Source organism: Saprospiraceae bacterium, from assembly GCA_016709995.1.
Taxonomy (GTDB): domain Bacteria; phylum Bacteroidota; class Bacteroidia; order Chitinophagales; family Saprospiraceae; genus JADJLQ01.
In genome coordinates, this window is the sequence record JADJLQ010000001.1 from 955,533 (window position 1) to 982,374 (window position 26,842).

The 26,842-nt window shown below is 40.9% G+C and carries 23 protein-coding genes and 2 pseudogenes; 9 read left to right on the forward strand and 16 right to left on the reverse strand.

The features are described from left to right. Positions 1-13 precede the first annotated feature (13 nt). The gene (gene rdgB, locus IPJ09_03980; GenBank protein MBK7370593.1) at positions 14-595 is read left to right on the forward strand and encodes an RdgB/HAM1 family non-canonical purine NTP pyrophosphatase; all 582 of its coding nucleotides are present in this window, start codon (positions 14-16) and stop codon (positions 593-595) included. On the opposite strand, the gene IPJ09_03985 is transcribed toward rdgB, so the two are convergent. The 4 genes and pseudogenes from IPJ09_03985 to IPJ09_04000 all read right to left on the reverse strand — a co-directional run bounded on the left by IPJ09_03985 (position 586) and on the right by IPJ09_04000 (position 4,274). Next, entirely contained in the window at positions 586-2,103 is a 1,518-nt protein-coding gene (locus IPJ09_03985; protein ID MBK7370594.1) for an amidohydrolase family protein, read from the reverse strand. The two genes, rdgB and IPJ09_03985, sit on opposite strands and share 10 nt — an antisense overlap. A 45-nt stretch (positions 2,104-2,148) precedes the next feature. Further along, positions 2,149-3,008, reverse strand: a pseudogene (locus tag IPJ09_03990) (UbiA family prenyltransferase). Between the two features lie 216 nt (positions 3,009-3,224). Then, positions 3,225-3,611 (reverse strand): DUF1573 domain-containing protein, encoded by a 387-nt coding sequence (locus tag IPJ09_03995; protein MBK7370595.1) that lies wholly within the window; start codon positions 3,609-3,611, stop codon positions 3,225-3,227. Positions 3,612-3,890: 279 nt separating this feature from the next. Continuing rightward, positions 3,891-4,274, reverse strand: coding sequence for a DUF2461 family protein (locus IPJ09_04000; protein ID MBK7370596.1), 384 nt, complete (start codon positions 4,272-4,274; stop codon positions 3,891-3,893). 217 nt (positions 4,275-4,491) lie between these two features. On the opposite strand from IPJ09_04000, the pseudogene IPJ09_04005 reads away from it, so the two are divergent. After that, positions 4,492-6,578, forward strand: a pseudogene (locus IPJ09_04005) (S9 family peptidase). Between the two features lie 24 nt (positions 6,579-6,602). On the opposite strand, the gene IPJ09_04010 reads toward IPJ09_04005, so the two are convergent. From IPJ09_04010 to IPJ09_04020, 3 genes are read right to left on the reverse strand one after another with little or no spacing between them, the layout of a single operon-like run. Further along, a complete protein-coding gene (locus IPJ09_04010; GenBank protein ID MBK7370597.1) occupies positions 6,603-8,429 on the reverse strand; it encodes a family 16 glycosylhydrolase in 1,827 nt (608 codons plus the stop codon). A gap of 11 nt (positions 8,430-8,440) precedes the next feature. Further along, complete coding sequence (locus IPJ09_04015; protein MBK7370598.1) at positions 8,441-9,265, reverse strand: ThuA domain-containing protein; 825 nt, start codon at positions 9,263-9,265, stop codon at positions 8,441-8,443. Then, positions 9,262-9,801, reverse strand: coding sequence for a TrmH family RNA methyltransferase (locus tag IPJ09_04020; protein ID MBK7370599.1), 540 nt, complete (start codon positions 9,799-9,801; stop codon positions 9,262-9,264). The genes IPJ09_04015 and IPJ09_04020 overlap by 4 nt, the downstream gene beginning before the upstream one ends. 53 nt (positions 9,802-9,854) lie before the next feature. On the opposite strand from IPJ09_04020, the gene IPJ09_04025 reads away from it, so the two are divergent. Next, positions 9,855-10,610 carry a hypothetical protein gene (locus IPJ09_04025; GenBank protein ID MBK7370600.1) on the forward strand — a complete coding sequence of 252 codons (756 nt, stop codon included), beginning with the start codon at positions 9,855-9,857 and terminating at the stop codon, positions 10,608-10,610. 308 nt (positions 10,611-10,918) lie between these two features. Beyond that, the gene (locus IPJ09_04030; GenBank protein MBK7370601.1) at positions 10,919-11,329 is read left to right on the forward strand and encodes a hypothetical protein; all 411 of its coding nucleotides are present in this window, start codon (positions 10,919-10,921) and stop codon (positions 11,327-11,329) included. Here IPJ09_04030 and IPJ09_04035 read toward each other — a convergent pair. From IPJ09_04035 to IPJ09_04050, 4 genes are all read right to left on the reverse strand, one after another. Further along, positions 11,313-11,720, reverse strand: coding sequence for a hypothetical protein (locus tag IPJ09_04035; protein ID MBK7370602.1), 408 nt, complete (start codon positions 11,718-11,720; stop codon positions 11,313-11,315). The genes IPJ09_04030 and IPJ09_04035 overlap by 17 nt on opposite strands. A 258-nt stretch (positions 11,721-11,978) precedes the next feature. Beyond that, positions 11,979-13,217, reverse strand: a complete 1,239-nt coding sequence (locus IPJ09_04040) for a hypothetical protein (GenBank protein MBK7370603.1) — start codon at positions 13,215-13,217, stop codon at positions 11,979-11,981. Continuing rightward, the gene (locus IPJ09_04045) at positions 13,214-13,903 is read right to left on the reverse strand and encodes a response regulator transcription factor (protein MBK7370604.1); all 690 of its coding nucleotides are present in this window, start codon (positions 13,901-13,903) and stop codon (positions 13,214-13,216) included. Before IPJ09_04045 ends, IPJ09_04040 begins: the two co-directional genes overlap by 4 nt. Before the next feature lie 5 nt (positions 13,904-13,908). Beyond that, on the reverse strand, positions 13,909-15,171 hold the full coding sequence (locus IPJ09_04050; protein MBK7370605.1) for a HAMP domain-containing histidine kinase: 1,263 nt from the start codon (positions 15,169-15,171) through the stop codon (positions 13,909-13,911). 92 nt (positions 15,172-15,263) lie between these two features. Here IPJ09_04050 and IPJ09_04055 point away from each other — a divergent pair, with 92 nt between their 5' ends. Next, on the forward strand, positions 15,264-15,866 hold the full coding sequence (locus tag IPJ09_04055; GenBank protein ID MBK7370606.1) for a WbqC family protein: 603 nt from the start codon (positions 15,264-15,266) through the stop codon (positions 15,864-15,866). A 126-nt stretch (positions 15,867-15,992) separates the two neighbouring features. Beyond that, positions 15,993-17,648, forward strand: a complete 1,656-nt coding sequence (locus tag IPJ09_04060; protein ID MBK7370607.1) for a dynamin family protein — start codon at positions 15,993-15,995, stop codon at positions 17,646-17,648. A 51-nt stretch (positions 17,649-17,699) separates the two neighbouring features. Here the strand turns inward: IPJ09_04060 and IPJ09_04065 are convergent, their stop codons facing one another. Together IPJ09_04065 and IPJ09_04070 are read right to left on the reverse strand one after the other, a co-directional pair. Next, positions 17,700-19,397 (reverse strand): GMC family oxidoreductase, encoded by a 1,698-nt coding sequence (locus IPJ09_04065; GenBank protein MBK7370608.1) that lies wholly within the window; start codon positions 19,395-19,397, stop codon positions 17,700-17,702. A gap of 94 nt (positions 19,398-19,491) precedes the next feature. Continuing rightward, a complete protein-coding gene (locus tag IPJ09_04070) occupies positions 19,492-19,929 on the reverse strand; it encodes a GNAT family N-acetyltransferase (protein MBK7370609.1) in 438 nt (145 codons plus the stop codon). Between the two features lie 32 nt (positions 19,930-19,961). On the opposite strand from IPJ09_04070, the gene IPJ09_04075 reads away from it, so the two are divergent. Together IPJ09_04075 and IPJ09_04080 are read left to right on the forward strand one after the other, a co-directional pair. Next, complete coding sequence (locus tag IPJ09_04075; protein ID MBK7370610.1) at positions 19,962-21,347, forward strand: amidohydrolase; 1,386 nt, start codon at positions 19,962-19,964, stop codon at positions 21,345-21,347. 73 nt (positions 21,348-21,420) lie between these two features. Beyond that, complete coding sequence (locus tag IPJ09_04080) at positions 21,421-21,828, forward strand: hypothetical protein (GenBank protein MBK7370611.1); 408 nt, start codon at positions 21,421-21,423, stop codon at positions 21,826-21,828. A gap of 12 nt (positions 21,829-21,840) precedes the next feature. On the opposite strand, the gene IPJ09_04085 is transcribed toward IPJ09_04080, so the two are convergent. Beyond that, the gene (locus IPJ09_04085) at positions 21,841-23,487 is read right to left on the reverse strand and encodes a DNA polymerase/3'-5' exonuclease PolX (protein MBK7370612.1); all 1,647 of its coding nucleotides are present in this window, start codon (positions 23,485-23,487) and stop codon (positions 21,841-21,843) included. Positions 23,488-23,625: 138 nt separating this feature from the next. Here IPJ09_04085 and IPJ09_04090 point away from each other — a divergent pair, with 138 nt between their 5' ends. Further along, complete coding sequence (locus tag IPJ09_04090) at positions 23,626-24,231, forward strand: hypothetical protein (protein ID MBK7370613.1); 606 nt, start codon at positions 23,626-23,628, stop codon at positions 24,229-24,231. Positions 24,232-24,243: 12 nt separating this feature from the next. Here IPJ09_04090 and IPJ09_04095 read toward each other — a convergent pair whose 3' ends face one another. Together IPJ09_04095 and IPJ09_04100 are read right to left on the reverse strand one after the other, a co-directional pair. Next, positions 24,244-25,428: a phosphoribosylformylglycinamidine cyclo-ligase gene (locus tag IPJ09_04095; protein MBK7370614.1), complete on the reverse strand. Its 1,185-nt coding sequence runs from the start codon at positions 25,426-25,428 to the stop codon at positions 24,244-24,246. A gap of 32 nt (positions 25,429-25,460) precedes the next feature. Next, a complete protein-coding gene (locus IPJ09_04100; GenBank protein ID MBK7370615.1) occupies positions 25,461-26,798 on the reverse strand; it encodes an MATE family efflux transporter in 1,338 nt (445 codons plus the stop codon). Positions 26,799-26,842 lie beyond the last annotated feature (44 nt).

Consider the following 26,842-nt stretch of genomic DNA (forward strand, 5'->3'; position numbering starts at 1 on the left):
AATTTTTAGCTACATGAAATCATTATTATTCGCAACACAGAATCAAAACAAAGTACTGGAGATACAAGCTGCTTTGCAAGGTCTGTATATCATCAAGTCGTTAGACGAAGTAGGTTTTAAGGGTGAACTGATGGAACCTTTTGACACTTTTGAAGAAAATGCAGCTGTCAAAGCCAGGCAAGGGTATGATATATTCGGTCTGCCCTGTTTTGCAGAAGACGCAGGACTGGTGATTGAAGCTTTAGACGGCCGACCGGGGGTGATGAGTGCACGTTATGCAGGAGAACAAAAAAATCCGAAGGATAATATCGATCGTGTATTGAAAGAACTAACTGAAAAAACTGATCGTCAAGCCTATTTTATCGCGATCATCGCATTTTATGATGGAGTTAAAACCTATTTTTTTGATGGAAGAATTGATGGACAAATATTAAGGGATTGCCAGGGTCAGGAGGGATTTGGATATGATCCTATTTTCCGACCCGATGGCTACGAGCTCAGCTTTGGGGAGATGCATCTTGATCAAAAAAAACTAATGAGTCATCGTGGCATCGCGGTTAGAAAATTCATATCCTGGCTAAAGAATCAATCCTGATTTTTCTTTAATACCCTTCCGTACCTTACTTCTGATATCATATCTCCCTCCTTGGCAATTCTGCCATTGATCATCACCAGGTCAAATCCGCTAGCCAGTTGGTAAGGATTTTCGTAGGTAGCATTTGCCTTCACTTTTGTGGGATCGAATATAAGAAGGTCTGCTACAAAGCCTGGTTTTAAAAATCCTCTGTCTTTCAGTCCAAGGGTCCTAGCTGACAATCCTGTCATTTTATAAATGGCTTCCTGCAATGAAATCGCTTTTCTTTTAAAGACAAATTCTTCAATGATTTTCGCAAAAGTGCCATAACCTCTTGGGTGTCTCATCCCCGGACTTCCATCCGAACATACCATTACTTTTGAAGACTGCAGGAGCCGCTGTTGTAATTCTTCATTCATGACAAAATAAGCGCCACTGGCTCCTTCGGGACCGATCTCATCTACCAATATTTCAGCGAACGGTTTGTATTGGGCCAAAGCCACTTCAGCCAGGCTTTTGCCGGCATACTTACCCGTGCCAAACAAAGTAGCCTCCGGACCATTTCTTTTATTGACTTTCGCAGTTACATAATCTAATAATTCGGATCTCCTGGTCAGTCGTATACTGTCATAATCTACCGGGGCAAGTGCCCAGGATGGAAATACGATGCCGATGCCTGTGTAACTGGCAGTATACGGATAGAGATCTGCGCTGAGTTGCATGGCATTAGGATGTCGTTCAATAAGTTGTAACAATTGCTCAGCTCTTTCGACGCCTTTGCCATATACATCTTTAAAATGAGCGATGTGCACTTTACAATATCGACCCTGATCGAGTAATTCATTAATGGAAGATTCCAGTGCCTCATCATCTTCATTACGCATATGGGACATGAGGATACCGTCATATTGCCCAACTACTTTTGCCAGTGCCAGTAGTTCGGCGGCTTGAGCATAAGTGCCTGGGACATATTCGAGTCCAGTGCTCATACCAAAACTACCTGCACGCATCCAATCCTCCAGTTGTGAGACCATTTTATGTATTTCTAAAGAATCAGGGACCCTTTTAAATTTGACTCCGGTTAAAAACCTTAGAGTCCCATGTCCGCCTAACACCGCAATGTTTACGCCAGGCCTCGCTTTCATCACTTCAGTATACCAGGATGAAAGGTCCTGGTACATAGGTCCATCACCGTCTTGTCCAAGCACAATGGAGGTGACGCCCATAGCGATAAAGTTTTTAAATTCTGGTGCGGCTATCGGGTCCCCGTGGGCATGTGTATCGATAAAACCCGGGGTCACTATCTTGCCGGCGGCATCTATGATCCTGCTTTGTTTCGACTTAAGGTGCTTTTTAATTTTAACGATCTGTCCTGCATCATTAATGAGAATATCTTGCTTACCGGGCTTGTGATCAATACTGCCATCGTACACAACCCCATTTTTGATCAATATGCTTTGGGCGGCAAGATGATCTGCATTCATCAGGTGCAGCATGCCAACAAGTAACCATCTAAGACATGATTTCATGAGAGCAAAATAAGCCAAGACAGTCTATTTTGCTTAAGTTTTTTTTCAGAACAGGAGATCAAACCCTATCAACAGCCCATAGATCACACTTGCAATGCCATTGATGGTGAAAAAGGCTAAATTGATTCTGCTCAGGTCGCCGGGAGAGACCAGACTTTGCTGATACATCAACATGCCGATAAAAAAGGCTGCACTCACCCAAATCAATATGCTGGCGGAATCATATTTGAGGCTAACAGTTGACTGCAAAACAGAATAAGGAGAGCACACAGGACATGTAATAATCTACTCACCAACAATGCTTTAGATTTACCCAATTTTGCTGGAATAGAATACAATCGATGGGTTTTGTCAAATTCTTCATCCTGGAGCGAATAAATAATGTCAAACCCACTCACCCAATAAAAGACGATGCCGGAAAACAAAAGTGGAATAACTGAAAAATGACTGGTAACTGCCAGGTAAGCACCAATAGGCGCCAATGCTAAACCGGTGCCCAGGATCAAATGACAGATTGCAGTCCATCTCTTGGTCAGACTATAACCTAAAATCGTCAATAAGGCAACCGGAGAGAGGTAAAAACAAATTCGATTGATAAAAAAGGTGGTAATAACAAATGCGATACAACTAACCAGTACAAACAATACTGCGGATCGACTGCTGATCACACCGGCCGGAATCTCCCTTACCGCAGTCCGTGGATTGAGCACATCAAAGCGAGCATCGGCCCATCGATTAAAAGCCATCGCAGCACTACGTGCAAAAATCATACATAGGATGATTTTAAAAAACAAAGTGACCGGAAGCGGATAGCCGTCTTTAAAACCTAATACTGCTCCAATCATGGCAAATGGGAGCGCAAAAACGGTATGACTAAACTTAATTAAAGAGAGATAGGCTTTCATCAGCTGGCAAAAGTAGATAGATTCCTAACGTTTCGGAAAGCGTTTTTTCTCAATTCGAAAATAAGAACAAGTAAAATGAAACGGACGACTGTTTTTCGACAGTGCAAGGTCAGGACTAAAAACACAAAAGCCAACCCTGAGAGAGCCGGCCTTGGTTTTTGAAGTCGGGCTCCACAAGTGAAGCCCGATTATTCAATGATTCTTTTGGTGCTGATATTAATGAGCAGCAGCTCCTGCAGCAGCATCTTTTACAGTCACATCAGAAACGATTCTGATAAATGATTGTGGAGGATTGGTGTTTGCTGTGACAGTTACTTGTTTAGTCTGAGCACCTGATTTACCGGCGCTGTTAAATTCAACTACTAATTCGCCAGTTTCGCCAGGAGCGATTGGTTCAGTAGGTTTCTTAGGAATAGTACATCCACAAGTAGCTTTAGCATCTGTGATGATTAAAGGCTCAGAGCCTGTATTTTTGAACTTGAAAGTGTGAGAAACTACTTCGCCTTGATTGATCGTGCCGAAATTGTATTCTTCTTCCATAAATTGCATGGTTGTAGTAGGTCCTGAAGGAACAGTTGCTGAAACTGCACTAGGGTCAGCCATACTAGGGTCAGTAGTTGCCGGAGTAGCGCTTTCGATGGCAGCACGAGCTTCATCACGAACGGCGCTATTTTCATTCTTGCAGGCAGATAATAATCCAAATCCTACAGCAAATAAGAAAAAAGTTTTTCATGTACTGGTTGTTTTTTTAGTTTAATGAATTGAGTTATAAATTCTCTACAAAAGTAAATTGTTGATTGTATAAAGGCTTGATTTATATGCCAATGAATTGTTAATAATTACTAATAACAAGGTGTCGGGAGTCTTAACATTAGGGTAGCACTACCCTCTTAACGCGTTACTTAGAAAATTTGACCACGGCAGCCCAATGGCATAATGCTTCATAATAAAGGGCACGAGATCATCGGCAAGGATCAATTGATCATTGTTATAAGTAGCGTTGAAATAAAATTGTTTGTTTGCTATCAAAGATTCGACTTTGGCAGCCTCTTTAAACTCAGGAGGTAACACTTTATTGACCTCACCTTTAATATGACCGAAAGTCTCAGAAAACTTTTTATCTGCTTTTAATTTTTTAATTTCTTTGGGTGATGTGGCTATCGCAGTTCTGATTTTACTAAGCTGCTCTTTATCAGGCTGGTATACTCCTCCATAGATCGACAGGTTGCCAGGTGCCAGCTCCAGGTACAAACCCGGATTGGTCATATTTTTTCTTCCTCCATGGCATATCACGGCCGAAACTGTCAAACCATTCTTTATGATTGTTTTTGTTCAAAGACTTGAAGAATTTTAAAAAGTTTTCATCAAAATAAGCCATATCTATTTACTTTTATCCGCTAAGTTATAAATTCAAATGAAGATTTTAACCTCCATAATGATGATCTGTGCTTTGCACATTTTATCGTGCAAAAACGACGCTGCAATGCAATCTGCTACCTCTAATGCTATTATTCCTGTCAGTTACCCTGTGACTGATACCGACCAGACTATCGAAGACTATCATGGGACTACAGTAGCTGACCCTTACCGATGGCTGGAACAAGATACCGCTGCCAGGGTGGAGGCATGGGTAAAAAAAGAAAATGAAACTACCAATGAATATTTAAGTAAAATTCCATTTAGAGAAGACATCCGCAAGAGATATTCAGACCTTTTTAATTATACTAAAGTCTCTTCTCCCCGAAAAGTGGGTGATTATTATTTCTATTATAAAAATGACGGTCTTCAAAACCAAGCAGTTATTTATTTCCAGAAAGGCCATGAGGGAAAACCGGAAGTATTTATAGACCCAAATACCCTTTCTGACAAAGGCACTGCTTCCATCAATTTGCTGGGAGCGTCTCAGGATGATAAATATATTGCCTATGCACGACAAGACGCCGGCTCAGATTGGCAAGAAATACATGTTAGAGAAGTCAGTACCAATCGGGAATTGGACGATGTGGTAAAATGGGTAAAATTTAGCGGAGCTAGTTGGGACGAAGCTGGGTTTTATTACAGTCGTTATCCGATGCCTGAGCCAGGTATGGAGCTATCTAATGCCAATAAATATCATTCAGTATACTATCACAAAGTAGGTACACCCCAAACTCAGGACCGCAAGATATTTGAAGATCTAAGTCAGCCACTCATGAATCACAATGCAGGTGTGACGGAGGATGGTCGATATTTGATATTGTATGCTTCGGCAGGCACTTCAGGATTTGAAACCAGGTACAGACTGGTTAAGGACATCCAGGCACCATTTAAAATACTCTTCAAAGGATATGATAATGAAAGTACAGTGATTACTAATATTGGTGACAAATTCTTAGCCTCCACCAATGTTCATGCTCCTAATATCAAAATCGTAGAAATAGATCCTAAAAATCCCGATGAAGCCCAATGGAAAACGATTATTCCTGAATCAAAGCATTTGTTGAGCAATGTTTCGACGGGAGGTAAAAAACTATTTACAGCTTATTTGGAAAATGCTTCCTCCAAGGTGTATCAATATGATTACGATGGCACCCAAAAAGTAGAAATACCTTTGCCTGGATTGGGCAGTATAAGTGGACTTGACGGGAAGGAAAATGATCAAACCTTATTTTACTTTTTCACATCTTTTACTGATCCCGGTTCGATATACGAATATGATATTGTAGCTCAAAAGTCGAATACTTTTTTCAAACAGAGCTCAAATTTGATCCGATGGATTATGTGCAAAAACAGGTTTGGTACAAAAGCAAAGATGGTACCTCTGTACCCATGTTTATTGTTCATAAAAAAGGAATAGCTATGGATGGCAACAATCCCTGTTATCTCTATGCTTATGGTGGATTTAATATTTCTTTGACTCCGACATTCAGCGCGTCCAGGCTGATTTTATTGGAAAATGGAGGTATCTATGCCATGCCTAACCTTAGAGGAGGTGGCGAGTTTGGTGAAGATTGGCATAAAGCCGGAATGCTGGAAAAGAAACAAAATGTGTTTGATGATTTCATCGCGGCTGCAGAGTTTTTGATCAAAGAAAAATATACTTCGAAAGAAAAGTTGGCTATCTCCGGAGGCTCGAATGGTGGATTGTTGGTTGGTGCCTGCATGACCCAGAGACCTGACCTGTTTGCTGTGGCCTTTCCAGCAGTTGGTGTGATGGATATGCTGAGATACCATAAGTTTACCATTGGTCATGCCTGGGCTGTCGAGTATGGATCCAGTGACCATCCGGAACAATTTAAGTACCTCTCAAAATATTCTCCCTTGCATAACCTCAAACCCAATACACTTTATCCTTCGACGATGATTACTACCGCTGATCATGATGACCGGGTAGTGCCTGCACATTCATTTAAGTTTGCTGCTACGCTACAGAAAAACCATATTGGAGATAATCCGGTGCTTATACGCATTGAGACGGATGCTGGTCACGGAGCCGGCAAACCCACTTCTAAAATTATTGATGAACAGACAGATATTTGGTCTTTCTTTTTCTACAATACCAATAGTCCTGTGAAGTATATCAAAGGCTAAATGGGGCAAAAGAAAAGCGGCTGCTCAATCTTTAATAATCTTTGAACTAAAATGGGAGCCGTCATCAAAGATCAATTTGATGATATAACTGCCTTTAGATAAATCAGCGAGTGTCCAGGTATAAAGTCTTTTTGCTCTCGGAAATACATTTCTAATTTGTTTTCCAGTAGTATCATATAGTTGTGCACTTAGCAGGGTCTCATTGCTATCCCAGTTCAATGAAAGTTGATCTACAATCGGGTTGGGAAATATTTTTAAAGCTTTGGGAATATCTATTGACTGGATTCCAACCGTGTTGGACAAAGTGTAGATATCAAAATTGTCGAAATAATAGGTATGGCCGGTAAAACTGTTGGAAGCAAATAAAAGAATCAGCTGATTGACCCCAAAATCACTAACCGTATTGCCTGGTTTATCTAAAAAATGGAATGCGAGTCGTTCCCATTCGTTTTGTTTTGTGGTGGTGACCATGTATCGGCTATGTCTACCTATAGGATAATTGGCTGGCAAAGCTTGATTTTTGTTTTCCAGTTGTAAAAGTACTTGTGTACCAATGGGGGCATCAGTATAAAGATCCAGGTAAAACTTGGATGTACTTGAGATAAAATCTGCAGCGGATTTAATGTCTTCGATATCATAGGCGAGCACATCATATTGTTGTGTAGCACTTCGCACATATTTACCGCAAAGGTTGGAAGCATTGATTGAATTGGTACCTGGGTTGGGAATATCCCTTGACAACATGCCGGTAGAAGAAATCTTTTTAATCCGCGGAGATTGATCAAAATTTTCCAATATGATACTTCGCGACAATTCGGGTTTGATAGAGATCTCCAGCTGCAATAGCTTCGATTGAATGCAATCAGTTGTAAGATTGACCATGATCCTCCCAGGTCCACTACCCCATTCTACCTGGAGATGATCGGTACCTTGACCTGACAATATTTTAACCAATGGAGGTACGATCCAATCCACTTTTGCATTCGTGGGCAGGTTTAGAATCTGATAAGTCTGCCGATCTCCTGCCTTGATACTGGTGACTCCCGCAATAGAAGGCTGATCAAGATCCTCGTACACGCGCACATAATCAACTTCGAAAATCTGCGGAAAAGTGGTACTTGAATTGGGATTGCCCGGCCAGTTTCCGCCTACAGCAAGTTTAAATAAAATATGAAATTTTTGATCAAAAGGCCATCGTAGTCCATTAAGATCATTGGTGGACTTGGTTGAGTAAAGGTATCCATCTACAAACCATTTGATTGTATTGATAGACCACTCAATAGCAAACACATGAAAGTCTTGATCGAATCCAGTCAGGGTATTTGTAAAATCTTTGGTAGTGGAAGCATTATTTGGCCAGGGGTTTCCATAGTGCAGCGTGCCATGTACTGTATTCGGCTCATGACCTAAATATTCCATGATATCTAATTCGCCACTCTGAGGCCAATCGCCATATACATTGTCAGTGGGTAACATCCAGAATGCAGGCCAGATGCCCTGTCCCACTGGCAGTCTCATCCTGGCTTCTATCCGGCCAAATTTAAAATCTCCTTTTTGAAGACTTCTGATCCGGGCTGAAGTGTACGACCTATTCTGAACGTTTTGTTTTCGTGCTATCAGTTTTAAGGTACCGTCTGAAACTTCGAGATTTTCCTTGCTGGAGGTATACCATTGCAATTCGTTGTTACCCCATTGGCAGAGATTGATATCACATCCATCCCCAAGCTGAAAGGACCATTTGTCTTTGTTGAGTTCGGTTCCGTCAAATTCGTCGGACCAAATGAGTTTGGGACATTGAGCCCCCAATAAATAAAATTGCAAAAGAAAGATACACCCTAATATATATTTCATCTTTTAATCGATTAATACTGTTTTACAGCATCCTGAATATTCGTTGCGTAGGCTTTAGAAAAATCCTTTTTCTGTTTTTTGCCAATCATGTATTTCATGCAATCTACCAGGTAGTTGACAAAAGTTCCACCTTGATAATCCGAAATCGCATGACCAAGGGTCGTGATGTAAATGGCCCCTCCATCATAGTTCTGTTCCCAGGATATCGGATAATATCGATCATAGGTGCCTTTGTTTAAAATTATTCGCTTAAGATCGGTAGTATCCGGATGCAATGATTCAAGGTCTACGGACAATAATCCGGTAATTCCAGGATACAATTCTTTTGCAAAATAACATTCATCTTCTTTTGTCCATAGGTCGGGCAACACGCTCAATGTTGGATGACTGGCGTCCATTTTCACCAAGTCAAAGGGTCTGAATTTAGGATGCCAGGCGAAAGTGCCTCCAAGCATTTGTTTGAACCAGGTCCAATTTCGCTCTGTGCCCATGACAGAATGTATGCCAAAAAACTTACCTCCTGCTTCGATATAATGCCGAAACGCCAGTCGCTGGGCATCCGTATCAAATACATCGTTGTTTGTACTGGCGAATATGATCAGATCGAAATCCTGTAATCGGCTTTGAGTAAATATTTCCGATTCAGCACTCTTAACTAAGTTAAAGCCATAAACCTTAGACAATGAATCAAAGCAATTTACCGCTGCCGGGATATTGTTATGGATATATCCTTTGCCATTGCGGGTATAGAACAAAATATCTTTGTGTTTTAAGGATTGTCCCGAAGTGGTCACCCAAAATGTCATTACTAAGAGGCTGAGTAAAATATTTTTCATAAAATTTTTGATTTAGTGTAATTGCTTATTGAAATCTGTTGATAACATTGCCAGAGCACTACCCCAGCACATACAGCTATATTCAGAGAATGTTTTATACCTGATTGGGGCACTTCAATACCAAAGTCACAAAGTGAAAGAGTCTGATCAGACACACCATGTACTTCATTACCAAATAGGAGTACCAGCGGCAAATAATCCACACTTTTAAAATCCTGTAGATATATGCTGCCCTCTACCTGCTCCACAGCAGCTATCTTATATCCATTGTTTTTTAACTCCTTCAATCTGGCTTCCAGCACAAGCGTTTGTGACCATTTAACCGACAGCGTGGCATCAAGTGCAGTTTTTAGAATTTCCCTGTGAGGAGGTGTGACACTATATCCGGCCAATATGATTTCCTCCACATTAAAAGCATCTGCCGTGCGAAATACCGACCCTATATTGAGTCCTGATCTGATGTCTTCCAGTACTACAATCACGGGCATTTTTTCCTGAGTATTTGCACCTGGTATAGCCCGATGCAGGTCAGCCATAGATTTTTTGTACAAGGACATATCGCAAAGATATCATTCGCCAGAAATAAATCATGGTGTATATTGGAGCCGTGGAGATCACCAGGAAGTATTTTGAGCAAGGGTGGCCGTATGTAGCGGTCTACATGCTACTGCTTTTGGAACATGGTTATCTTTTTGGATCCAATGACCAAATGGATTTTATGCCTTATGCACGGCACCTCCAGGATCCAAGCTTATATACATCCGACTTTTATATCAATTGCATTAGTCAACAATTCAACGAGCGCTGGTTATTAGGGCATTTAATAGCATTGATCCCGCATGGTGTATGGCCAGGCTTTTTTCTATCTGTTCACTTTGGATGTACAGTGCTTTTGATGGCGGGTATGAAAAAATGGGCAGCTCATTTTGTAAGTTCATCGGCAGCCCAATGGACAGCTATACTCATCACGCTGATCGTATTATACCATCGCAATCTCGGCGGCAACGAATTGTATTACAATATGTTGACAGCTAGTAACCTGGCCAAAGCTTTTGCGATCTGGGCACTTTGGTATGCGTTTAAGGGCAAAACGGGGCCATCTTCGGTCCTTATCGCCTTATGTACCTATTTTCATCCCATAGTAGGTGCCCAGGTCTTTACCCTATCTATGATCTTATCACCTCCTGGCCAGAATATTAGACTTGCATTTATTTCTTTGGCATTGATATTACCGTATCTGCTGAGTTTATTTATACATCTTGATGAGTCGATATCGGCATCACTTTTTAGCGATATCATGTTTGTCCGCAATGCACATCATTTTTTCCTGCCAGTTTTGGTCTGATCAATTATATCCTTCTTGCACCATTTTTCTTGTTTGGTACATATAGATTTTGGATAATTGACAAGAGGATGGCAATGATGTTAACTGTAATTATGGTAGGCTGTCTCTTTTATTCATTGGGGATTCTGATGATGCCCAAATATGTGATCATGACACAGTGGTTTAAAACAACTATTTGGTTAAAATTCTTTTGTGTTGTAGCCACAATTAATTGGATTAAAGGATTGCCAAATGGCTCGATCATGAGCTATTCGATTAAGCCCCATTTCATTTTATTTGGACTGATTATACTGTTCTGTGTTACAAAAGTGATAAAGAATTATTGGACCGACAGCCCTTTATATCAGTTACCCTGGAGCCAAAGGAGCGAAGATGAAAAAACTGCACAAAACGCCAAAATCCTGAGTAATCAGAATGAGGTGTTCCTGGTGCCTCCGGACTTTACAGCATTTAAATATTATGCCGAACGTTCCACTTATGTAGATTGGAAAGCGCTTCCCCACAATGGAGTTTGCCTGGGAGATTGGTGGCAAAGAATATCAAAAGTGTATGGTATTTCTTTGGATGACAGGGGGGGCCTTAATAGTATTTATCTTAAAGCCAACGATCACTTATTCAGACTCACATCTGAGGATAAGGCAGAATTTAAATCAAGAGGTATCACTTTCATTGTTTTTAAATCTGGCCAGAGCGGACATTATTCTATTGAAAAATTGTAAAGAGCCGTTGTCGGAAATAGTAATTACCACATGCTGGGGTTGTAAATCTTTTTGATTGATGGGAGAAAGTTTTGTTGTAATCTTTATTTCCGGATGGTATTCTGTTTCGGCCTGTATTACTGCCAATAAATTCGGTTGAATTCCGGCGAATTAATTCACCGCTCCATGCCTGAAATGCATTATTCACCAGATTTAATATTACGCGGCCTAAATCCTGAGCGATGACATTTACTTTGTGTAAATCAGGATCCAGCTCAATTTTTATTTCGCAATTAAATTTGGGGTCTTTGGCTCGCATAGATTGGTAGGCCGGTTTGATATATTCTTCGCAGAGGGCATTGATATAGGTTGGTTCTTTGATGCCGGTGGCTTTACGGGAGTGTTCGAGCAAGCCTTTGACTATATTGGAGGCAGCTGACCGTGCAGTAGGAAGGATACTTCAAAAAGGAATTAATTTTAGAATAGGGGATCCCTCCTCTATTTTTCCCATGACAGGCATTTATTTTTTACAGACTTCTGTTGATAATAAAACTGTAAGAGTAGAAAAAATGATGATTTCTAAGTAGTATTAACCATTAACCAAAATCCCAGTCAAAATTAAAAATAAACAATTTAAAATATATGAAAAAATCACCAAAATGCTTCCAGATTATAATCCATCCCCCCGATCTAATCTTCTATATTCATCTAAAATAATCAGGGGGTCAAAGTCATTAAATGACGGGTTTTTTAAAAGATTCAATAATCTTTCTGATGCTTTCACCAAGTCGTCAGTACCGTAAAAATTATCTCTCAGAAAATGTACGTATTTCATCATCATGAATGCATCTATTTTTTGATAAAATCGTTTAACGAAGCTCTTGAAATTACTTGTATTCGACTTAAGCTCTTTCAGGATTCTATCAAATTCAATAGAAGTCAAAAAAGCCTGGGTGCTTTCATCTAATGACCGGGGAGACCAATATTCGTCCTGATACATCGACGGAAGTTCACTCAATAATCGCTTAAGATCTTCAAAAGCCTTTAGAGGATAAGTCAATGTTAATTCAGATTTATGCGACAGTGCTTGCTCCACAGCCCGGCCTGTACCAAACGGTACTCTGTGTGATCGCCTTGAAGATGGTTTGACTGTAGTACTATTAATCTCTGAAACCTGGTCGTTGATAGAAAACTTATGGATAAAATAAAAATCTTCACCAGCCTGTCGCTGAGGCATACCGCCCAGTGCGGCGTAAGCATTTGCCTGAACACAAAAAGCAGACCCTAATGTTTGATAAGCATGCGGAAATCCGGCAAAACGCAAAGCATTTATATAATATCGCAAGTGGAGCTCATAGTGAGTGATGGCTTGAAGATGCGCCGAGCCAAAGGTCAAAGCCAGATCATGCTCAAAATAAATAGTTTTACACGGGCGATTGTTTTGTGCATAGGCTTCAGCAATAGCGGTAAAATAGTTGGCTTCCACGATCGTATCTGCATCCATACTGCATAAGATACCATCAGTCATTCCCATCAGGTCAAAACGGTAAATTCCTTCATCCATGCCAATTTTTCTGGCGTATCCCACTCCTGCTTTTTTGGAAAGAATACCCGTTTCATAAATGAAGTGGGCTGGCACTTCATTTTTCCTTGTCTCCAGGTATTCGACGGTTTGCTTATTTCGTATTATCACCTCTGGCTGCTGGTGTATTGCATCATTGATCACAACGATGATCTCTACTGCGCCATGATAAGGTCTTGCGGCCAACTCCAAAGATTGAAGCGTAATTTCCAGATCTGGTTCGTCATGACAGGGTATGACTACAATGAATTTTAAGTGGTCAACTGGATCGGCAGACAGTCTTGGTTTAAAATTTGTTTTTCGAAGATAGTCCTTGATAGAACTCATTCAGCAGCGGTAAATCTATACCCTACACCATGCACGTTTTCGATTTTTATAGAAGGGTCCTTTTCAAAAAATTTTCTCAACCTGGAGACGAATACATCCATACTTCTGCCCAGGAAATAATCATCCTTGCCCCATACAGCTATCAGGATATCCGATCTTTTACTCAGTTGATTTTTATGTTTAAAAAAGTACAACAAAAGCTCTGCTTCCCGTTGAGTCATGTCTTGCTTGCCGTCAGGGCCGGTGATCTGATAGTTTTCCGGATCAAAAGAATACTGTCCCAGGTTGATAATGCCAGAAGTCCGGTTTGGATCTACAAATCTTCTGCGAAGAAAAATCTCAATCCGAAGCACCAATTCCTCTATACTGAAAGGTTTAGTAATATAATCATCAGCGCCTAAAGAAAGTCCCTCAATACGGTCTTCTTTCATAGATTTGGCAGTAAGAAAAAGGATAGGAACCTCCTTGCTTTTAGCCCGGATCTCCCGAGCGGCTTCAAAACCATCTTTCTCCGGCATCATGACATCGAGGATACACAAGTCAGGCTTTTCTAATTCAAATGCTTTGACAGCCTCTACCCCATTATTGACCAGGATGACATTATAACCTTTAGCATTTAGATTGTCTGCGGTTACAAAGGCAAGGGTCTCGTCGTCTTCGGCTAGTAGTATTTTTGACTTGTTCATTTTTATTATTTGGGAATCTCAATGTACAAATTTGTTCCAACTCCTAATTTACTTTCTACTTTTATTTTCCACCCATGTGCTTTGCAAATCTGGTATACATAATGTAATCCCAATCCAAATCCTTTGACATTATGCACATTGCCGGTAGGTACTCGGTAGAATCTTGAAAATATTTTTCTTAAATATTCTTTGGGTATTCCCTGGCCATGATCCATACATTTAATGACCATTTTATCGGCTTCGTCGTAAGTGGAAATTTCAATTTTAACATTCCCATCTGTAGAATATTTAATAGCATTGTCCAGGATATTCTGAGTGATGTGGATAAAATGAATTGGATCTGCTTTTACTACCGGGGCCAATGCCTTCAAATCCATCGTGATTTCGCCATGCCGGGCTTTGATCCTCGGCTCCATGCTCGATACCAGGTCAGTGATAATCTGATGGGTATCCACAGGCTCAGGATTGATCTGGAAATCAGTTTTCTCCATTTGAGCTACCTGCAGCACTCTTTCGACCTGGGTGTTGAGAAGTTGGTTTTGATTTTTAATAATTTGGGCATATTGCTTTAATCTGGGGTTTTGGCTGATTGTTTCATTCTGAAGTAACACATCAGAAGAGATCATGACTGCGGCTATCGGTGTCTTAAACTCATGTGTAAGATTATTGATAAAATCCTTCTGCATCTCTGCCAGGGTCCTTTGCTTCAATATGATCCATAAACTATAAGCAAAAAATATCAAAGTGAGTAACAAAAGCCCCAGGCTGGCCCAGGTATAGGTATAAAAAGGGTTGACTTTCCTGTCAACAAATCTCACTCCAAAATAATAAGTAAAATCCCTGTAGGTGGGCAATTTGGCCATTTTTTTTGAAGAAGATTCATTTTCCTCATAGCTTACGGACTGATTAAACACCATATTGTCTTTGTCACAATCATAGATACCATATTCAAAATTTTCGCGAAGTCCGATGCTACGGAATTCTGCTTTGAGATAGGCATCCAAAGTATTGACATTGATATGGTCATTGATATTGACTACAAAGTAATTTGATTCAGGTATTTTTATGAGCTGATCGTTGGCAGGGAGTTGTTTTTCAGATTTTGCTAACTTGCGTGCGACATTATACAGAGCTGTGAGCGCTTTATTTCTAAAAGCCTTTTCTTCAGAACTTTGCTGCTGTCTGATGATATAAAACTGAATAAATAGGGTCGATAAGATGGCTATCGAGCCCAGGATGATCAATCTGGCTATGACACTGGATCTCATGAATTGTACAAAATTAACATTAGTTGGCTATAACTTCGCCTCTGGCAATTAAACATGGGATGCCATCCTCGAGTTTATAATTTTTAGTTTTTATGGAGCAATCGACTATATCATCAATCCATACCCGATTTACTACACAATATTTTCCTGATATTCCGACACTTAGACACATGTTTTCAAGCCAGGTGGTGCTGATAGAAGCTGCTGAAACCTATCAGAAAAACAGCCTCCGAAATCGGTGTTACCTCGCATCCAGTACTGGAAAAATCATGTTGTCAGTGCCACTGTGTAAGGGCAAACACCAGCAACTTGCAATCAGGGAGGTCAGAATAGCCCATCATCTACCCTGGGTCTCCAACCACCTCAGGACTATATCCAATTATTATAAGAGAGCTCCATTCTTTGATCACTTTTTCGGAGATATTGAAGCTATTTTGGGCAGAAAACAAACTTTTTTATTGGATCTGAATTGGGACTTATTGCATTATATATGTAGTTGTTTTCATTGGAATCCAGATATTGCCTATGCGCTTGATTTTGTACCTTCCAGGGAAAAGGATCCTCTCGAACTGAATGATCATTTAGTCTATCCACAATTGTTTCAAGACAAAAACGGCTTCATAGGAGGATTGAGCACGCTGGATTTGATGTTCTGTATCGGGCCGCAATTAAAATATCTATCTGCAAGAAATTAAATACCATCATATTATCGGATATTTATAAAAAAATAGAATCACGTGAACTTATTTAAATTCGACCCTAAGCTGGAAGTCTATCAAAGCCTAATCGATGAGTCTGTCAAAAACCTTCATGACTTGACGATGGATATTAGACACAAAGAACTGATGGAGACAGTCTCAGAATTAAGAGGTCGGGTTAGGGATCCATTTATGTTTGTAGTCGTCGGTGAAGTCAAAGCTGGCAAAAGCAGTTTTATCAATGCTTTGCTCAAAGCTGACCGCGAAATCTGCAAAGTAGCTCCAATGCCAATGACAGATACGATCCAACAGATACTATACGGTCCGGAAGAGATGGAGGTATTTATCAATCCGCATTTTAAGCGAATATTTGTCGCCGCTGACATATTAAAAGAGATAGCGATCGTCGATACTCCAGGCACTAATACGATAGTAGCACATCACCAGGAAATTACTGAAAGATTCATCCCATCTTCTGATCTTATTGTCTTCGTCTTTGAATCAAAAAATCCATATCGGCAGTCTGCCTGGGATTTTTTTGACTATATAAAAGAAGAATGGCGCAAAAAAGTGATTTTCGTCCTTCAGCAAAAAGACCTGATGAATGCTGAAGATCTGGGGATCAATGAAAAGGGCCTGGCAGAATATGCTCACAAAAAGGGTATGTCTGATATAAAAATATTTTCGGTGTCTGCCAAACTGGAACTAGAGGGCAAGGAAAACGAAAGTGGTTTTGTTGAGCTCCGTGCCTACATCAATGATCATATACTGAAAGGAAAAGCACCTTTTATCAAATTGTATAATAATATCTCTACTGCCCAAAACATCAATGAACGCATCTTCAAAGGGATCATTGACAGGAAAGAACAATATATCTATGATGTCAACTTTAGAAATGATATCAGGACCAGCCTTGATGAGCAGGAGTATAAATCTAAAAATCAAGTTGAAAACCTGGTAGAAAACCTGCTGGCAGCGTATGATCGGGCTACGATGAAAACAGAAAAAGAGCTCGAGGAAGGCTTGGGTATATTTTCTTTATTTAAAAGGTCTATTGTCTCCGTCTTCAGTAAAAGTCAATCGGTAAAAGAATGGTTGACCGTCTTGCTCAATGGCCTGGAAAAAGATCTACAGATAGAGTTGCAAAGTAAATTGTCAGGAGGCATTGCAGACATTGCGGACAATGTGCAGCAGATGGGAAAAATCATCGACCTCAAAATCCGAAACAGTCGCACCATTTTAAAAGACAATCACGAATTATTTGCAGAGATCGCTGAGCGAAGAGCCAATGTATTTAGAGATCTGCAGGAATCGTTCAATAACTTCCTCAATAAGTCTGAAAATTTTAGCCAGGCAGAAATGTTTCCCGGGCAAGAATCAATCTCCCCCCAAATCGCAGGAGGTACCGGAATGGGTATAGTAGGTATCGTATTGGCGGCAATTACCAAAGGGGCTATTTTCGATGTGACCGGAGGAGTAATCTCCGGATTAGGATTTTTATTTGCCGGAGCTTTGGCATTTTTCCAAAAACGAAAGTTCATGGATGCTTTCAGGAAAGAAATCGCCAAAGGCAGACTCAGCCTGGAATCTGATGTACGAGTCAAACTCAATGATTATATCGTCAATATCCGTAAGAAAATAGAGAGCTCATTTAATGATTTTGACGGCTTACTTCAATATGAAGAAGCCCAATTGAAAAAACTGGATGTCAGTCATGAAAAAATAAAAATTGATCTCCATAAGCTCGAAGGAGAGTTAAAGCAGTATGATTTGGTATAAATCGCAGGCTCATTTGACTATGTCAAAAGTCATTGTTGTTCCATTTCCTCTTTAAATATTCCGTTTCTTTAATTCTTCTACAGCATACGCACATGCCCGGGCTGTCATGGCCATATAAGTCAGGGAGGGATTGACACAACTGCTGGAAGCCATAAAGGATCCATCCGTAACAAAAACGTTTTTCACTGAATGCATTTGATTAAAGCCATTGAGCACAGAAGTTTTGGTATCTCGCCCCATCCTGACAGAACCCATTTCATGATTAGCATTCCCCGGAAAGGAGATAGCATAATTAGGTTTGACATTTTTATACCCTGCAGCCTCAAGCATTTCAGCTGCCGAATCTGTCATATCTTTACTCATCGCTTTTTCGTTTTCTCGAAATTCTACATTGGCTTCCAACATATTCATTCCCCATGGATCTTTTTTATCCTTGTTGATGGTCACTCGATTTTCTGAGTAAGGCAGGCATTCCCCAAAAGCACCGAGACTGATCGTCCACCCTCCTGGCTGTGCTACCGCCGCTTTGAGTTCTTCGCCAAAACCGTGATTTTTTACATGATCACCATTGTTCCAGCCACTCCTGGATGCCCCACCCTGCATGCCAAACCCTCGAATATAGTCAGGCCTCTGCTCGTGAATATTCCTAAACCGGGGTACATAAATACCGTTTGGACGACGACCATAATAATATTTATCTTCATACCCTTCAACCTGCGCTGACGCACTGGCAAATTTGTGATGATCCATAATGTTTCTGCCTACCTGATCGCTGTCATTGCCCAACCCATTCGGAAATCGGTTGGAGGTTGAGTTTAATAGTATTTGAGCAGTAGCGAGGGTTGCTGCATTGACAAATATCAGTTTAGCATAATACTGTACAACATTTTTTGTCTCAGTGTCTATGACTTCAACCCCAGAAGCTTTTTGGCTTTTTTCGTCATACAGAATTTGATTGGCCAGTGAATGCGGCCTTAAAGTGAGATTGCCTGTTTCAAAAGCTGCTGGCAAGGTTGACGCATTCGTGCTAAAATAGGCTCCGTATGGACAGCCTCGATGACATAGATTTCGATACTGGCATACACCTCTGCCTTTGACCGGCTCCGTGAGGTTAGCGCAACGACCCATAATAACTGGTCTCTTCATTTTATCATTGATGATCCGGGTGAAATCTTTTTCAACACAGTTCATCTCCATTGGTTTCTGAAAGTGACCATCAGGTACGATGGCAAGACCATCCTTATTGCCATTCACCCCAATGAATTTTTCAACATAAGTATACCACGGTTCAATGTCCTTATATCTGATAGGCCAATCGACCCCATGCCCGTCTTTGGCATTGGCTTTAAAATCCAAATCTGACCATCGCCAGGTCATACGAGCCCACAATAAGGACCTTCCTCCGACTACATTGGCTCTGACCCAATCATATCTTTTAGTTTCAATATAGGGATTGTCTTTGTCCACTATATAAAAGTGTTTATTGTCTTCTCCTATTGAATAATGCCTGGTTTGTACATAATATTTCTCCCGATCTTCCTGAGTCAGCCTATTGTGATGTTCAAAATCCCAGGGTGAGGTGGATGCCGTTGGGTAATTGGGATGTAATAGAGGCCCCCCACGCTCAAGCATTAACACTTTTAATCCTTTTTCACAAAGTTCCTTGGCAGCCCAGCCTCCACTGATACCTGAACCAATGACTATGGCATCAAAAGTATTTTGCTCCTTTAACCCGCTGTTTATATTTATTGTATCCATATAATGACTTAAAGATATAAATTAGCTGAGAGGTCTATATCTTAAAAAGGAGTAATAGTAATTTTTATTTCTGTGGGCCAGTCAATCAAGCTGATAATTTTTTCTTCATCAGCCAATGAGGAATCCCTACCTCTTCAAAGGATTTGCCGGTCCTTGAATATCCCAGTTTTTCGTAAAAAGCAACAGCCTCCTTCCTCGCATGGAGTACCATTTCGGAGTAACCATGATGCCTGGACCATGCCTCACTATACATCACTAGTCCTTTACCAATGCCTTTTCTTTGAAAGGCTGGTTTTACAACTACTTGCCGCATCTGAATCACTTTATTTTCTAAGGGTGTAAGTAATAAGTAGGCAGTCAGCCCACCATCTCCGGCGTAAGCAGCTAAATGAAACTGATTAAATTCTTCTGACAGCGCCTCGACCGTAAAATCTAAACCCAGGGGTTCTTTTAATACCTCATATCTAAGTTTGACCGCTTCGTCATAGGCTGGTGTGGCAAACTGTATAGGGCAATAGAGCATGAATGATTATTTTTATGATCAAAAATATAGAAATGATAAAGAAATCAATATTGTTTTTTATAGTTGTGATGTGGACGATAGGGCTTATAGCACAGTCAAAAACCAAATCCACTTCAAAATCTAAAGTCACGACCACGGCGGCCGTCGATATGAGATCAGTCATAGACAAGATGGCAGATGAAATAGATGCCGAAGTTTGCATTCAGAGGCATTGGTTTCATCAAAATGCAGAACTCAGTAATCGTGAATTTAAGACAAGTGAGCGCATAGCTGAAACCTTAAAGTCCATGGGTATTGAAACCCAAACCGGTATCGCTAAGACAGGGGTAGTTGGCCTTATACGGGGTGCCAAACCCGGCCCCACGATCTTATTGAGAGCAGATATAGATGGATTGCCAGTGACTGAACGAGTCGATCTCCCCTGGAAGTCAGTCAACAAAGCCGTGTACCAGGGTATGTCTGTCGGGGTCATGCATGCATGCGGGCATGATACACATATCGCAATGTTGCTTGGTGCAGCCAAAATTCTTAATTCTATGAAAGATCAGCTCAAAGGCAATATAAAACTTGTTTTCCAACCAGCGGAAGAAGGCGCTCCTGCAGGAGAAGAAGGAGGAGCCGGATTGATGATCCAAGAAGGACTTATGAACAATCCTGCAGTGGATGTTGCCTTCGGGCTCCATGTCAATTCACTCACCCCGGTAGGACATATCAATTATAAACCAGCCGGTATTATGGCAGCAGCAGACCAACTTAAAATCACGATCAAAGGGGTACAATCCCATGGGTCTACCCCCTGGAAAAGTGTCGACCCTGTAGTCATCGGATCAGAGATAGTCATGGCACTCCAGACCATTATAAGCCGTCAGGTAGATCTCACCAAAGAAGCTGCAGTAGTGACGGTAGCTACTTTTCACGCCGGGGTACGTAATAATATTATCCCGGAGGATGCAGAACTAACTGGCACTATCCGCACTCTGGATACTGGCATGCAGCGCATCATTCATCAAAAAATCAGACTTATTGTAGCCAACATCGCGGAGAGCATGGGTGCCGAAGCTGAAACTGAAATCATTATGGGCTACCCGGTCACATTTAATGACCCTGCTTTAACTGATCTCATGTTACCCACTATCAAGCGGGTAACCGGAGAAAAAAATACTCACCTGATCAAGGCAGTCACCGGTGCAGAGGATTTTTCCAAATATGCGCTAAAAGTGCCTGGCTTGTTTCTATTTGTAGGTGGTATGCCGGCGGGTAATGACATTAACCTGGCACCTTCTCATCATACACCTGATTTTTATGTTGATGATAAAGGGATGAAGACCGGGATCAGAGCACTCTGCAATTTGGCGATCGATTATGCTGATCAGTGGAAGTCTGCAAATGGACTGATGTCGGTCAACCCTCAAAAGTAGTCTTGACCATTAAGCAAAAGTTAAAAAAAGTAGTTTTGCCAACTCAATAATGACGCACTTCGTCTTTATATGTATGAAAAACATATTAATAATCGTAATTGCAATGGCCTCCTTTAGTTGGATGGCATGTGAAAAATCTTCAAATACAGAAAATGCTACTGGAATAACAGGTACCTGGAACCTTGTGGCCGTCAGTGGGGGTATCACCGGTCAAGGCTATGCAGCAAAATTTGATGCCATAAGATTTGATGACACCAGTTTTGATTTATTAAAAAACAAAGCCAGCATTTATAATGGGGCTTACATTCTGCAACCTAATGCAGTCACTCAGGATTCCCTTAAGATTACGAGCGCTCCGACGGATGCAGATTTTTTCTTAAATATCACTGCCAAAGGCATTGTGATAGACAAAAATAAATTGGTGCTGACAGAACCTTGCTGTGACTTGTACAGTTACGAATTTTCGAGGACGGTCAACTAACCGTATTTATTTTTAACGCTTTTTGCAAAACGAGATCAATTCATTTGCTGTCATGGTATTGAGACACAATGATGCAGGCAAAGCTCCTCGTCTGGCCGATATCAGACCATAATTAATATCCTTGATAGAAGTTTTATTATGCGCATCTGGATTGATAGCTACATACACTCCTGACTCTACACACTTAGTGATATGACTGGCATCGATGTCCAGTCTTTGGGGGTTGGCATTCAGCTCTATAGCCACCTGATTGGCTTTACATGCGTCTAAAATTCTGGCATAATCAAGTGGATACCCCTCTCTGCTCAATAGCAATCGTCCGGATGGATGGCCGATGATATTGGTAAAAGGGTTTTCGATGGCTCTTATAAGCCGATGGGTAGCCTTAGTCTCATCCATATTAAACACACTGTGGATGGATCCGATGATGAGTTCAAACCTGGATAAAATCTCTTCATTGTAATCCAGGTCACCATGTGCAAGGATATCACATTCTATCCCCTTGAGTATTTTGAATGGATGTAGTTTTTGGTTTAGATGGTCGATCTCCAGCCACTGTGCTTCCAGCTGCTCTAACTTTAGTCCATTGGCGTATGCTGCAGCCTGTGAATGATCCGTAATGACCAGATACTCATAGCCACACACTTGAGCTTCGGTCGCCATAGCTTCTAAAGAATGAATGCCATCACTGTAAGTAGAGTGACAATGTATGATTCCTTTGATATATTGGTGGTTGATCAGCAAATCAAGTTCTTTTTGAGACCATTTTTCGATGTGCTGGATGTCCCTTAATTCAGGACTGATATAAGGCAGGTGCTTGGATTTGAATAATTCAGTTTCTGTGTTAAAGGATTTGTCAGGGCTATCGAGTACATGTTGTGCAAACGACCGAGGCCCTGTCGTGCTCACCAGGTCATGAATCAAATCATGTCCGGTCGTAAAATAAAAATGTATTGGCAAAAATTCTTGCCACATACCTTTGTCATTGTTTTTTGAAGGCAAATCCCACTCAAAAGGTTGATTTTTCATAAACTTTTCAAGCTGCACCCTGGAGCAGGTCGTCAATAATTCCATTGTCTCTACGATTGGTACACCACGACGAAGTGAGCCAGTGAGGATGGTGACCGAACCAGGTACGGCTAGGCCAAGCATGTTAATGATTTCATTGGCATGATAAGTGACCAAATGGTGGAGATATTTTCCTTCACTTGACTGTAGAAATCCAATGGCTTTGATGATCGCACTTTGAGTCTTCTCACCAAAACCTTTAAGCTCAATGAGCCTGTTTTCATTGCAGGCATATAGTAATTCGCCTGGTGAGGCAAATCCATGTTCATGCCAGAGCGTAGCTACTTTTTTTGGTCCCAGGCCGTTTATTTTCAACATTTCCACCACTCCGGGCGGTGTTTTAACCAGGTATTTTTCCAAAGTAGGCATGCTGCCGGTCTTCACCAGGCTTTGGATTTTTTCAGCAATGGCTTCGCCAATACCTTTAATTTCCATCAATTGTTCCATGCCAAAATCCGCCAGCGGTGTATCTAATTTTCGAAGAGTTAGATAGGCATTTTGGTAGGATCTGATCTTGAATGGATTTTCATTGTGCAATTCCATGATTTTGGCTAGTAGATCAAAAGCATTGGCTATTTCTTTATTACTCACAGCTCAAAAGTAATTTTTTTGGATTTCAAATACTGGCAAATTCAAGTTGAATTTTGTATCAGAGTAGTAATTGGGGTAATTTTTTTTAACTTATAATGGATATGCATTTGTATTTTTGATATATAATTTAAATAAAGCATGAAAAATTTTCTAAGCAAATTATTCGGAAAAGCCAAACAAGTCGGAGAACAGATAGCTGATAAAGCAGAAGATGCTTTTGAAGCAGCCAAAGATAAAGCTGAAGATTTGATGGATGATCCTAAGGTCCAATCTGCATTAGCCAAAGCCAAAGAAAAGGCCCATGACCTGGTAGAAGATGCCAAAGACCTTGGCCATAAAGTAGCTGAAAAGGCAGATGATGTTTGGGACAAAGCCAAAGACAAAGCTGAAGACATTTTGGATGACCCAAAACTTAAATCGGTGATCCAAAAAGCCAAGGATAAAGCTGCTGACCTGGTAGATGACGCAAAAGATCTTAGCCATAAAGTAGCTGAAAAGGCAGACGATGTCTGGGACCAAGCCAAAGATAAAGCAAGTGACCTCGTTCAGGATGCAAAGGACCTGGGATCTAAGCTCGCTGACCAAGCAGAGGATGCGATGGACAAGGCCGTGGATAAAGCTGAGGACCTTGCTACCAATATAGGTTCCAAAATCAGTAGCAAAGCTGAAGAGGGCCTGGGTAATCAGACTACAGGAGAGGATCTGGCTGATCCTGAGAGTGCCAAGCCTGAAGACAAAGTTTAGTGATATAGTTTATCATTGGTAGCTCCACTTCTGCTGGTCTACCTGCATCGTGATGGTGGGGACAGGACTTTCCTGACCTTCTACTCTACCTATAATTTGATTAGGGATATTTAATGCTTCTGCCATAATTTGTACCCGCTCCAAAGCTGATGCCGAACCATATATTTCCAACCGGATGCCCATATTAAATACTTTATACATTTCCTCGACAGAAGCTTGACTGCATTCTTTAATTATTTGAAATATAACTGGAGCTTCCGGCATATGGTCCTTAATGATGTGCACCCCTTCAACAAATTTCAACACCTTGCTATGCGCGCCACCTGTCCCATGGATGATCCCATGAATACCCTCCATGTCTGCTCGCATCATTTGATGTAAAAGGGGCAGAAAAGTTCGGGTAGGGGACAATAATAATTCACCAATAGTCTTTTTGACATTTGGGCCCAAGTCTATTTGATCAGTCATCCGGTATTTTCCGCTGTATACCAAAGAGGAATCTATGCTTGAGTCAAAAGATTCTGGATAATTGGAGAGATAGTATTTCGATAAGACATCGTGACGAGCACTCGTCAGTCCATTACAACTGATACCACTATTATAAGTAGACTCGTAACTGGTCTGTCCGGCAGAGCCAAGGCCTAAAATCAAATCTCCAGCCTGAATTTGATTGACAAACACCTTTTTGGCATTCAAGCGGGTATAGGCGGTGTATCCAACATCAATAGTCCGGATCACATCCCCTACATCTGCAGTCTCCCCACCAGCGTGTATAATGTCTATGCCAAGAGGCTTAAGCACATGGGCAAACTCCAAAGTACCTTCTATTATAGCTTCAAGTACTTCGACGGGAATCAATTTTTTGTTGCGGAGGATCGTATTGGATATGATAAACCTTTCGACTGCTCCGCTACAGGCCATATCATCCACATTCATCACCAAAGCATCCTGGGCAATCCCCTTCCATACATTGAGATCACCTGTCTCCTTCCAGTATAAATAGGCGAGAATGGTTTTGGTTCCTGCAGTATCGGCATGCAAAATGATATTATCTTCAGCATTATTTGAAAACGGATCGGCCAATATTTTGCAGAAGGTATCTTTATAGAGGCCATGATCCAGCTTACGGATTGCTTGATGCACATCACTTTTATCACTGGATACTCCCCTGGACTCATACCTAGAATTATCTGTCACCACGGTTTAAGATTGATTATTGAGTAAAAATTTTAATCAAAGATAGTTTTCCATTTGCGACCGTACAAAGCATAGGCCGACGAAAGAAAGATAATCACCCAATAGATGCTCTCTGATCCCCAGGCCCAATTCAGTCCCATTTGTTTTATTTTGATAATATAAAATGCTACTACCATATAAAAAATAGTACAAGCTATTTGTATTATCAATGCTTGCAGAGATGCACCTGTGCCGCTCAACCCATTAAAGAAAATCGTCGCTACAGAAAACATGAGCAACAATATGAGTATGATTTGAAAAATAGGCTTCGTATCGTACACCAGCTGCATATCATCAGCTCCAAGGATCGGATAAAATAGATATTCTGGGAGCAGTAAAGCCGGAACAGCTATGATGGCTGTGGTGATAAAAGCTAGCACGGCAGTTTTTTTGATGATTGGGATCACCGCATTTAACCGGTCCTTGCCGATATAGCCACTTACCAAAGTCTGGATACCGGCAGCATAACCCCAGATCGGCACACTGAGGATTAGGTAGACGATTCGGCCAAGGTTAGAGATGGCGAGCTCTTTTTCGCCCATATTCTCAATCCAGGAAAATAGCAAAAACCAAGATCCTAAACCCACGATAGATTGTACTACAAAAGGTACTGAAACCTGGATGATCTGACGGATGATTTTCCAATTGATAGGATGCAGGTTAAAAATATGATATTGGTATTTTTTATTGTCCAGAAAAATAAAAAAAGTAAATATGATCAGCGTGATTGCCTCCGCCAAAGTACTGGCCAGGGCTGCCCCGCCTATTCCCATTGAAGGCAAGCCAAAATGGCCGAATATAAACCCATAATTAAGTATCAAGTTAATAATAATCAACACAAAGGTCTGATAGCCAATCACTGCAGTTCGAGCTACCCCTGCATACAAAGCAATATAGACCACCCCCAGGTAACTAAAAAAAGCACCTACAGACCTATACTTGATGTAAGACAGACTATGTTGGATGATGGTCTCCGAAGAGGCTAATTTGGTAAAAAGCCATTCACTGCCATACCTCATGAAAAAAAACATGACAGTAGCCATCACCAATTCAAATAAAACCATCATATGTACTATTTGACCGATCGCTACTTTATTTTTCTCCCCCATTTTCCTGGCTATCAGGATCTGCCCGCCTCTGGAAAAACCATATCCAATAGCGGCAATGATCAGATAATACACTCCGACAAAGCCCATTGCAGCAAACATCAGCTGATCATAATGATATAAAAATATACTATCTGTGAGCGCTATGATGTTTTGAGATGCTCCACCAATCATAATCGGAGCTGAAATCTTAAGTATATTGCGGTAAGAGGTGCTTAGATTCACATTGGATATGGCAAAATTAATTTACCCTTGCGAAGAAAGTCATT